The following is a 9,483-nucleotide window of genomic DNA, read 5'->3' as shown; positions in this document are numbered from 1 at the left end:
GTGCGCGATCCCGCCGGGAACCTGATCCGCATCCAGCAGATCCGCTAAGAGCCCACAACGGGAAAAGTCCCGAACCCCAAGTGGGTTCGGGACTTTTCGACCGCAGCGTGCGCGAGTCATGACTCCCTGAAGTAGCGGGTGAGGAACCCGAAGGCGACGACTCCCGCGATGACACCGATCACGCCCCAGAGCAGCACCTGAGGAATCATCGCCCCGGTGACCCAATTGAACGTCATCGCGAGGTAGAGCCCCCAGAACACGCGGTACAGGCACCAGAGGGCAACCAACGCGTTGCCGATCCCGATGTACAGGCTGCGCTGACGGTCGACGCGGTTGATCTGCTGTTCGAGCGCGGCGGGAACAAGCTTCATTTCTGACTTCCTTTCAGGTGGCGCCGCCGGGTTGGCGTCGTCGTTGGGATAAGTACAGAGGCCGCGATTCGCTACCGATCCCAAGAACGCCGGGCGTCAGGCGGCGGGCGCGGGCTCGGCGGTGTCGCCGACGGTCTGGTTCATCTCGGCCTGGAACCGGCGATACGTCTCGGCGCGCCCGGGCCGGCGCCGCACCACCAGCCACCCGATGCCGAGCACCAGGAACCAGAGGGGGAACCACGCCAGGGCGATCGCGGTCTCATGTTCGGTGCACAGCGTCCAGATCACGAACGCGAAAAAACCCAGGGTGGCCCAGCACATCGCCACGCCGGCGGGCATCTGGTAGGACGAGTCGGCATGCCGTCGCGGGTGCCGGCGCCGGTAGACGAGGTAGCTGACGACGATCACCGCCCACACGAACATGAACAACAGCGACGCGACCGTGGTCACCAACGTGAACGCGCCCATGACCGAACCGCCGACGTAGAGCAGCGGGATGGAGGTCAGCAGCAGCGCCGCGGTGAGAAAGAGTGCGACCGACGGCACGCCGCGACGGTTCAGGCGCCGAAAGGGCGACGGGGCGCTTCCGTTGTCGGCCAGGCCGAACAGCATGCGACCGGTGGAGAAGACGCCGGAGTTGGCCGACGAGGCGGCCGCCGTGGTCACCACGAAGTTGACGATCGACGCCGCGGCGCCGAGTCCCGCCAGCGCGAACATCGTCACGAAAGGGGATTGGCCGCCGGCGAAGTGCCGCCACGGGACGACGGTGAGGATCGCCAGCAGCGCACCGATGTAGAAGATCGCCACCCGAATGGGAACCGCGTTGATGGCGCGGGGGAGGGTGCGGCGCGGATCCGCCGTTTCGGCCGCCGCGGCGCCGACGAGTTCCACCCCGACGAACGCGAAGAACGCGATCTGAAACCCGCCGACCACACCCATGAACCCCGTCGCGAAGAACCCGCCGTCGTTCCACAGGTTCTCGACCGTCGCCCGATTGCCTTGCGGCGAAACGAAATCCGTCGCCGCCAGCACGACGCCAACGACGATGAGGCACCCGATCGCCGCGACCTTGATCAGGGCGAACCAGAACTCCAGCTCCCCGAAGTTGCGCACGCTGGACAAGTTCAACACCAGGATCACGCACCCGGTCACCAGCGGCGGCAGCCACAACGGCACGTCGGGCCACCAGAACCTCGCGTAGCCGGCGATCGCAACGATCTCGGCGATGCCCGTGACAATCCAGGCGAACCAATACGACCAGCCGACGAAAAAGCCCGCGGCGGGCCCCAATAGGTCGGCGGCGAAATCGACGAACGACTTGTAGTTCAGGTTCGACAGCAGCAATTCGCCCATCGCGCGCAGCACGAAAAACACGAAGAACCCGATGATCGCGTACACCAGCAGCACCGCCGGGCCGGCCAGCGAGATCGTTTTTCCGCTCCCCATGAAAAGCCCGGTGCCGATCGCCCCGCCGATCGCGATCAACTGGATGTGACGGTTGGCGAGACCCCGGCGCAGTTGCGGGATGGCGGATGTCATGGCGAAGACATTAGAGCCGAGGGCGCCGGCCCGCGACAGATGTGATTTGGCCCCGCTTATGCCAAAAACACGTCTGACGAGGCGATTACGTCCCCTGCCGCAAGATCGTTCTGGTCAAGCGATTTGAAAAGCAATCCGACGTTGTCACCGGTTGCCGCGGTATCGATCTTCTTGCGAAAAGCCTCGATAGCGTCCACGCGGACCGTCGGCCCGTCGTTGATCTTCACCTGGTCGCCGACGCGCAGCTCCCCATACTCCACGCGGCCGGTGGCCACCGCGCCGCGACCGCGGATCACGAAGACGTCCTGGACCGTCATGCGAAACATGTATCTAGTCCGACAGCTTCACCACGAGCTTGCCGACGTTCTTGCCGTCGAAGAGCATGTTGATCGCCGTCGGCAGCTGCTCGAAGCCCTCGACGACCGTCTCGAGCGGGGTGAGCTTGCCGCCGGCGATCAGGTCCGCGATCTCGGTGGCCGCCTCCGCCGCGCGCCCCAGGTGGTCGAGGACGATGAAGCCCTGCAGCGTCGCGCGCTGGACGAGCAGGTTGCCGAACGCGCGGGGCCCCGGCGGCGGATCGGCCGCGTTGTAGCCGGAGATCAGGCCGCAAAGCGCAACGCGCGCACCGATGTTGAGGCGCGCGAAGACGGCGTCCATGATGTCGCCGCCGACATTTTCGAAGTCGACGTCGATGCCGTCGGGGGTCGCCGCGACGAGCTGGGCGGCCCAGTCGTCGGCGCGGTGGTCGACCGCCGCGTCGAAGCCGAGCTGCTCGGTGAGCAGGGCGCACTTCTCGGGGCCGCCGGCGATGCCGACGACGCGTGCGCCGTCGACCTTGGCGAGCTGCCCGGCGATCGACCCGACCGCGCCCGCCGCGGCCGACACCACGACCGTCTCACCTTGCTTCGGCTTGCCGATGTCCCGGATGCCGACCCATGCGGTCAGCCCCGTCGTGCCCAGCGCGCCCAAGTAGGCGCTCGGCGAAATGCCCTCGGCAACGTCGACCGGCATCACCAGCGCCGAGTCCGACAGCACCGCATACTCCTGCCAGCCGAGGAGCCCCTGCACCCTCTGCCCGACCGGGAACCGCGCGCTCTTCGACGCGACGACCTCGCCCAGGCCGCCCGCACGCATGACCTCGCCGATGCCCACCGGCGGCAGGTAAGTCGGGGTGTCGTTGATCCACATCCGGTTTGTCGGGTCGAGCGATATCCAGTCGACGCGCACCAGCGCCTCGCCGTCGGCGAGCTCCGGCACGGCCTCCTCGCTCAACTCGAAAGTGTCGGGGCCGATACGGCCGGTGGGGCGTTCGCGGAGCAGAAAACGGCGATTTCGATCGGGCATAAGCGCACCGTACTGGACCGGCGCCCCGACAACTACGCTTCACCGGAGGGGGCCCGCCGGACGGGAGGTTTGCGCGGTGAACGTGGTGTCGCGAATTGCCCTGGTGACCATCGCTCTCACAGCCGCCGCATTGTCGCTGCCCGTGGCGGCCGCCGATCCGCCACCCACGCAGCAGATCGCCGTCATGGCCGTCGGCCCCGGCGGCGAACCGATCAACGGCTATACGGAGACGCCACCGCAGGGCAACGTCGTCACCGTCGAGTGCTCGGAACCCTCACGGTCGGCCGTGACCGACAACGTCTACTCCTGCTCGCCGAGCGCGGCCGGCGCCGGGACCTGCTGGCCGTCCACACCGGGGTCGCTGTTGTGCGTGGATGACCCATGGGCCAGGCGCATGCATCGGGTGAGATATGCCGGGGTCTGCCGCCGGTGCAGCCGACCGCGACCCCGGAGCCGTTCGCGCTGACACTCGACGACGGCACCCATTGCCTGCTTCGCAACGGAGGCGCTTGGGGCGTGCGCGCCGACGGCTACGAGGGCGCCTACAGCTGCAACGGCCCGCACCTCGCGGTGCTATGGCTGCCCAGCCAAGGCGCCGGTAGCTGCATCGACCGCTCGTCGCCGGCCTGGACGGTCAAGGTCGGTCAGCTCGGCACACCCGACGCCGCCCTTCCACCGCCGCAGACCCACGCGGTGACCGAGGCGTGGTTTGCCGGAGGTAGAGCCGGCCAGTAGTCGGCGGCGCGGTTGCTGTCCGTCCAGGTCCCTTCGTTCTACCCTTCAAACAAGGGGGTGCCGGACGGAAGGTTGTGCACGGTGAACGTGGTATCCCGAAGCGCCCTGGTTGCCGTGATGACGGCGGCAGGTTTGTCACTGGCGGTACCGGCGGCCGCCGATCCGCCACCGACGCAACAGATCACCGTCGTGGCCGTCGGACCCAGCGGCCAACCGATCAACGGTTACCGGGAGGCGCCGGGGGAGAGCGACGTCTTCACGGTCACCGACTGCACAACATCGTCGCCGTCGGCGGTGGCCGGCAACGTCTACTACTGTTCGCCGACCGCGGCCGGCGCCGGCACCTGCTGGCCCTCGACGCCCGGAACGCTGTTGTGCGTCGACGATCCGTGGGACAAGCGCCTGCACCGGGTCAGCTATGACGGTCCGCTGCCGCCCGTGCAGCCGAACGCCACCCCGGACCCGTTCGCGCTGACCCTCGACGACGGCACCCGCTGCCTGCTCCGCAACGGGGGCGCCTGGGGTGGGCGCGCCGACGGATACGTGGGCGTCTATGGCTGTGGCATCGGCGGCCCCGACAACACCGCGGTGTTGTGGCAGCCCAGCCAGGGTGCCGGGGCCTGCATCGACCGCACCTCGGCGGTGTGGAAGGTCAAAGTCGGAGAAGTCGGCGAACCGGACAGCGTCTTCCCGCCGCCGCAGACTCATGCAGTGACGGCCGTGTGGTTTGCCGGAGGTAAGGCCGGTCAGTAGCGCGGCGGGGCGGCCCACTCACAGACCACGATTCCGATCCAGCCATTCGTCTCGGTTCCATTCCGGCGGGGTAGCGCCGACCGGTGCCAGTCTCAGATGCGGATCATCAGATTGCACAAGGCAAATCAAATGATGCCCGCCTATCAAAGCGGCACGCTGGCGTAGGGCATAGATATCGAGCAAGGTATGGGCGTCATCGGGAAACCTCGCGGCGAAGCGGTCGAAACCGGTGAGCACCATCACCACCCCGGCAGCCCGTGCGGGACGGATGTCCGCAGGGTCATCGCGGTCAAAAACGTCGCTCAGGCAGTCATTCAGCGCCGCCCAGTTCTGGCCGTAATGCGCAGGAAATGCAAACATTTTCGACAGGTAGCGATGCATGTCAACCGTGCCCGACCAACCCGAGGCATCGGCGTGCACAACGTGGTACCGAGCGTCGCGCAACATCGCGACATCGCGGTCAAGAACGGCACGGTTGAAGTACAAGTTCACCGCTGTTTTAAGAAAACTGCGGCCGGCCACGCCTACCCTCTAGGCCCGACGCCCTGTCAGCTCGGCCGTGGCCAACCGTCTGCGCTATGTTTGTCCGGGGACGGTAGGGCGGCGATATAAGTAAAGTCGCGTGGCTGTGATTTTCCGCTGCAAACTAGGTTTCGCGCAGTTTCCGGTATGCCTCGCGGGCGCAAGTTCGAAGTTCTTGATCGTCGAGGCCGCCCACCCTTCGGCGCAAATCCGGATCTGCAGTATATTCATCGACATCGGCGAACAGCCGATCAAGTATATTAAACTCGCGGCTGCGAACTTGATCTCTGTCGTTCTTGAATAAGGTGAGATATCTAGATTCGAACTCCCGCGCTGATATCTGGTGATCGACAAAGCTAGCGATCAAGGGCGCATACTTGGCACACATTCTTTCGACTGCTGCTCTATCCGACGGCATCAGTGACCACACCAAATCATGCCTCTAATCGAGGCAATCCAGATTTGCCATGAGTAAACTTCCACCACATATTCCAGTATCCACTTTGGCCAGTGTGTCTTGCACATCCGTCGGTAGCTGAGGTTGGGCGCCGGCTACTCGATCTGGTGCTGGGTTGATCATCTCGCGGGTGATCAACCCAGCGTCCAGGCCGTCAAGTGCCATTTCCTGCGTCGAGGGCGGGAGGCAGTTTATAGCCCTGAAGCTCGTCGCGGAGCTCGGCGACAATTCCCTGCACATCGGCTTCTTCGTCCTGGGTCAAATACCGACGTCCGTCGTCGAGCGCCAGTGCATAGATAATTTCAAGTTCACCCCACTGTCCGAGCAACGACCCGGTCCAGGATGGATCCGCGACTTCTTCAAGAGATCGGATTATCGATTTCAGGTCACGATCTATCCGTTCGAGCTCGGCGAACCCACCCGCGTAACGGTTCAATGAATCAAGAGCGAGTTGCCGAAGATCCGCAACCCGGTCGCGGAAAACCTCTTCATTCACCAAGGTCGTAACCTTCCAAAGCTCACGGTGACAATTCTTCCGCTCGGGGCTTGGACTACGCTGATATTGTTAACTGGATCATAGAAAACCGTTGTGCCTCCTCTACCTGGTGCGGACAGGCCGTTTTGTAGCGTGTTTTGCACGACGCTTACCGGAATGCCTTCGCTTTGCATTTCGTCAAGAGCGTGTCCGCTGAAAGATATCCCATCAATCGTCTCAGGAGCATTCGTTCCGGGGGGAACATCCATCGGGCTACCGCGCTGACCCGTAGGCGTCTTCGGATCCGGAGCGGGCGGATGCGGCTGCTCGGGCGCAGGCTGTGTCCAGGACGGTATGTCGGTGCGTACGGCGTCTTTCGCGGGCGTGTACTCCGCATTCGACGATTTTAATTGGTTTTCGAGTTGCTCCTTCTGAGAGTTGTAGGTCCACGCTTCTTGGTTGTATGCGTTTACCGCGTCCAAATTGGTGGGATCAGGCCGCCAAGAATTGTGGCGCTCTATAGCTTGCATGAGGTCCCGATATGCCTGCTGCGCTGCCTCCACCGACTTCGGCACGGGCGGGCTGGCCCAAGACGGAGGAGACGGGGGCCGTAGCGGCGGGTTGCCCGGCGATGGAGGCGGAGGCGGCGGGGGAAAGGGCGGTTGCGGAGCAAGCGGCGGTGGGATGGGCGGCGCCTGGGGTGCATGACCCGGTCCGGTGCCGAGCATCTGCGCGCCGGGGCCGCTCGGACCGTTGCCGTCGGGGGCTGGCCCCTGCGGACCACTTTGCGGTGCAGGTGGTGGGGGCGCCGGCGGTGGTGAGGTCGGTGGATGTTGCGGTGGCGGAGGGGAGTTGAGCGTGTGGGCGGTGTCGCCGAGGTCCAGCTGGGGCCGTGGCGACGGGGTGGAGGCAACGGTTGGCCTTGGTGGTTCGGGGTGCACGTAGGCCAACGGTTGAGAAACCGTCGGTGTCGCGCTCGTGGTGGTCAGAAAAGCGGCGTTGAGCATGCCCGGACTCGCGCCGCTGGCCTGCTCGGCCGTCGGCGGGTTAAAACCGTCGCCCTTGGGCCGCACATAGCTGGTTAACCCCGCACCCGGATACCCGCCGGTTACGCCACCGGGCCGTGGCGCCGATTCCGTTGGCGGGGTGAGGGTTTCGGCGCGCGCGGCCAGCGCCTGCTGAATCTGGGAAGGGCCTAGACCCTGGCCGGGTGTGGCGGCGCTCGGTGCAGGAAGCCCTCCGGCCGGCGACGGCTGCGCGAACATGCCCGCCGGAGGTTGCGGAGCCGCCGTCACCGTATGGGCCGGGGCTTGTGTGGCCGCCAACGGGGCCGCCGCCTGCGCCGCGGCCGCTGCCGGAGTTATCGCCGCTTGGACGGCTTGCTCGCTGGCCTGCATCGTCGCCCCGGCGGCGGCCATGGCCTCGTTTTCGGCCAACGCCGCCGCGGCGACGGCCGGCGCCGCCGCCGACGCTCCGGCCACGGCCGGCGGAAAGGGGACCATGATCGCCGCCGCACTCGCGCGCAACGCCGCGCCATAGGCCGCGCCCGCGCCGGCGTTGCGTGGCCACATCTGCCCGTAGTACTCGAGGTTCAACGCCGTGATCCGCGGGGTCAACGCGCCCAAGACGGCCGGGTTGATCTTCTGAGCGGCCGATTCCTCCATCCGGTTGGCCACGGCCTGCTCAGCGGTCACCATCGACGCCAGCGCCGTCTGGTGCGCACTGGCCGCCGCCGCCACATGCGGCACCTTCTCTAAGAGCGCCGCGGCGAGCAGTTGGTGCTGGGTGTCCAATGCGGTCTGGGTGGTCGCCGAGGCGGTCGCACCCACGCCCTGCCAACTGGCGCCATAGGTCGCTGCGCCGGTTGCGGTCGACGCCGCCATCACGGTCTGCAGATTCGCCGCCTCGGCGCTTAACGTCTCGCCGTAGGCCAAGGTGGACGCCGGGCCTGACCCCGACGCCAGCGCCGTGTAGTTGGCCTCCGGGCTAAACGTTGGCCACGGATGCGACACCAGAGCCCCTTGCCGCTACAGCGTCATGGCCGCCGCGCGCGTCGCCTCGCTGGCCACGGTGGTCGTCGCCGCCAACGACTGGGCGTCGGAGAACAATCCCCGCTGGGCCGCATGCTCACCCGCGGTCGCCATATACGCGGCAGCCACTGCGGCCAGTGCCGCGGCGAACGCCACCGAATCGGCGTCGGCGCCCATCGGCATGACTCCCAACAGCGTCGGGGCACCCGCGGCCGCGCTGGCGCCAGTCTGCGCAGCCAGCTCCGCCTGGGCCGAAGCCGCGGCCCCCACCGCAGCCGGCTCCATCGCAAATACCATCGCCCATCACCTCCCTGAACACCCCGCGGGCGAATATCAGCCAAGCCTACCCAGCACCCGCCGCCCGTCGCAGTTCACTAAAACCCCGCACCGAGTCGTCAGACCCGCCAACTACTGTCAGACCCCATGCATGCGATCACCCACGTTTCGGACACCGCGCGCTGGACGGCGCTGCACCGGGCCACCGAATCGGCCCGCCCCGACGCGCTTTTCAGCGATCCGCTCGCCGAGCGCCTCGCCGGTGAACACGGCCGCGCGATCGTCGCCAACGTCCCGCGGTCGACACGAAACGGATGGTGGCTCGTCGCGCGCACCAAGATCATCGACGACGCCATCGCCGAAGCGATCGCCGCCGGCTGCGACCGGGTGCTGAACCTGGCCGCCGGCCTGGACACCCGGCCATACCGACTCGACCTGCCGCCGGAGTTCACCTGGGTGGAGGCCGACCTGCCGAAGTTGCTCGAGGAAAAGACGCAAGTTCTCGCGGATCAGACGCCGCGGTGCCGGCTGACCCGGGTCGCCCTCGATCTGGCCGACCCGCAGGCCCGCGACGCCTTCCTCGACGAGGCCCTCGACGGCGCGACCAAGGCGCTGGTGTTGACCGAGGGCCTGTTGATGTATCTGGAAGACAGCGACGTCGACGCGCTTTCGGCGGCGTTCAAACGGCCCGAGATCGCCTGGTGGATGCTCGACCTCGCCTTTCCGGGCCTGCGGAAGATGATGAACAGAAAGATGGCCGGGATGCTGGAAAACGCGCCGTTCAAGTTCGCCCCCGAGAATGGCTTGGCCTACTTCGAGGACCTCGGCTGGCGCACCGTCGAAGCGGAATCAAACCTCGAGGCGGCCCACCGGTTTCATCGGTTGCCGCTGTTCATGCGTCCGGCCACGTGGCTTCGCCCGACGGATCCGCGTCATCCGGGCCGCAGGCCCTGGGGAGCAGTCGCCCTGCTGACCCACTGA

13 protein-coding genes are annotated in these 9,483 nt (G+C 66.4%); 4 read left to right on the top strand and 9 right to left on the bottom strand.

Annotated elements, in window-relative coordinates; all coding sequences use genetic code 11:
• Window positions 1-116 precede the first annotated feature (116 nt).
• The 4 genes from A5712_RS14440 to A5712_RS14425 form a co-directional block, all read right to left on the bottom strand.
• The gene (locus tag A5712_RS14440; protein ID WP_068106171.1) at window positions 117-371 is read right to left on the bottom strand and encodes a hypothetical protein; all 255 of its coding nucleotides are present in this window, start codon (window positions 369-371) and stop codon (window positions 117-119) included.
• Between the two features lie 96 nt (window positions 372-467).
• Complete coding sequence (locus tag A5712_RS14435; RefSeq protein ID WP_068106167.1) at window positions 468-1,910, bottom strand: amino acid permease; 1,443 nt, start codon at window positions 1,908-1,910, stop codon at window positions 468-470.
• A 56-nt stretch (window positions 1,911-1,966) separates the two neighbouring features.
• A complete protein-coding gene (locus A5712_RS14430) occupies window positions 1,967-2,236 on the bottom strand; it encodes an EF-Tu/IF-2/RF-3 family GTPase (RefSeq protein WP_068106164.1) in 270 nt (89 codons plus the stop codon).
• A gap of 4 nt (window positions 2,237-2,240) precedes the next feature.
• Window positions 2,241-3,254 carry an NADP-dependent oxidoreductase gene (locus A5712_RS14425; protein WP_068106161.1) on the bottom strand — a complete coding sequence of 338 codons (1,014 nt, stop codon included), beginning with the start codon at window positions 3,252-3,254 and terminating at the stop codon, window positions 2,241-2,243.
• A 76-nt stretch (window positions 3,255-3,330) separates the two neighbouring features.
• On the opposite strand from A5712_RS14425, the gene A5712_RS31975 reads away from it, so the two are divergent.
• The 3 genes from A5712_RS31975 (at window position 3,331) to A5712_RS14415 (ending at window position 4,742) form a co-directional block, all read left to right on the top strand.
• Complete coding sequence (locus A5712_RS31975; protein ID WP_231982126.1) at window positions 3,331-3,720, top strand: hypothetical protein; 390 nt, start codon at window positions 3,331-3,333, stop codon at window positions 3,718-3,720.
• Complete coding sequence (locus tag A5712_RS31970) at window positions 3,684-3,989, top strand: hypothetical protein (RefSeq protein WP_231982125.1); 306 nt, start codon at window positions 3,684-3,686, stop codon at window positions 3,987-3,989. The genes A5712_RS31975 and A5712_RS31970 overlap by 37 nt, the downstream gene beginning before the upstream one ends.
• A 117-nt stretch (window positions 3,990-4,106) precedes the next feature.
• Complete coding sequence (locus tag A5712_RS14415; RefSeq protein WP_369830391.1) at window positions 4,107-4,742, top strand: hypothetical protein; 636 nt, start codon at window positions 4,107-4,109, stop codon at window positions 4,740-4,742.
• 18 nt (window positions 4,743-4,760) lie between these two features.
• Here A5712_RS14415 and A5712_RS14410 read toward each other — a convergent pair whose 3' ends face one another.
• The 5 genes from A5712_RS14410 to A5712_RS14395 all read right to left on the bottom strand — a co-directional run bounded on the left by A5712_RS14410 (window position 4,761) and on the right by A5712_RS14395 (window position 8,523).
• Window positions 4,761-5,264: a barstar family protein gene (locus A5712_RS14410; protein WP_197519385.1), complete on the bottom strand. Its 504-nt coding sequence runs from the start codon at window positions 5,262-5,264 to the stop codon at window positions 4,761-4,763.
• Window positions 5,265-5,388: 124 nt separating this feature from the next.
• A complete protein-coding gene (locus A5712_RS32685; RefSeq protein ID WP_082973438.1) occupies window positions 5,389-5,652 on the bottom strand; it encodes a colicin immunity domain-containing protein in 264 nt (87 codons plus the stop codon).
• 223 nt (window positions 5,653-5,875) lie between these two features.
• Entirely contained in the window at window positions 5,876-6,217 is a 342-nt protein-coding gene (locus A5712_RS30830) for a hypothetical protein (protein WP_156766562.1), read from the bottom strand.
• Window positions 6,214-8,208: a PPE domain-containing protein gene (locus tag A5712_RS30265; RefSeq protein ID WP_082973437.1), complete on the bottom strand. Its 1,995-nt coding sequence runs from the start codon at window positions 8,206-8,208 to the stop codon at window positions 6,214-6,216. The genes A5712_RS30830 and A5712_RS30265 overlap by 4 nt, the downstream gene beginning before the upstream one ends.
• Window positions 8,209-8,223: 15 nt before the next feature.
• Window positions 8,224-8,523 carry a PE domain-containing protein gene (locus A5712_RS14395; protein ID WP_068106143.1) on the bottom strand — a complete coding sequence of 100 codons (300 nt, stop codon included), beginning with the start codon at window positions 8,521-8,523 and terminating at the stop codon, window positions 8,224-8,226.
• Window positions 8,524-8,637: 114 nt separating this feature from the next.
• Between A5712_RS14395 and A5712_RS14390 the strand changes: the two genes are divergently transcribed.
• Complete coding sequence (locus A5712_RS14390; RefSeq protein WP_197519389.1) at window positions 8,638-9,483, top strand: SAM-dependent methyltransferase; 846 nt, start codon at window positions 8,638-8,640, stop codon at window positions 9,481-9,483.

The sequence above is a fragment of the Mycobacterium sp. E2327 genome, assembly GCF_001672675.1.
Lineage (GTDB): Bacteria > Actinomycetota > Actinomycetes > Mycobacteriales > Mycobacteriaceae > Mycobacterium.
This window is presented reverse-complemented; position numbering and strand designations above follow the sequence as displayed.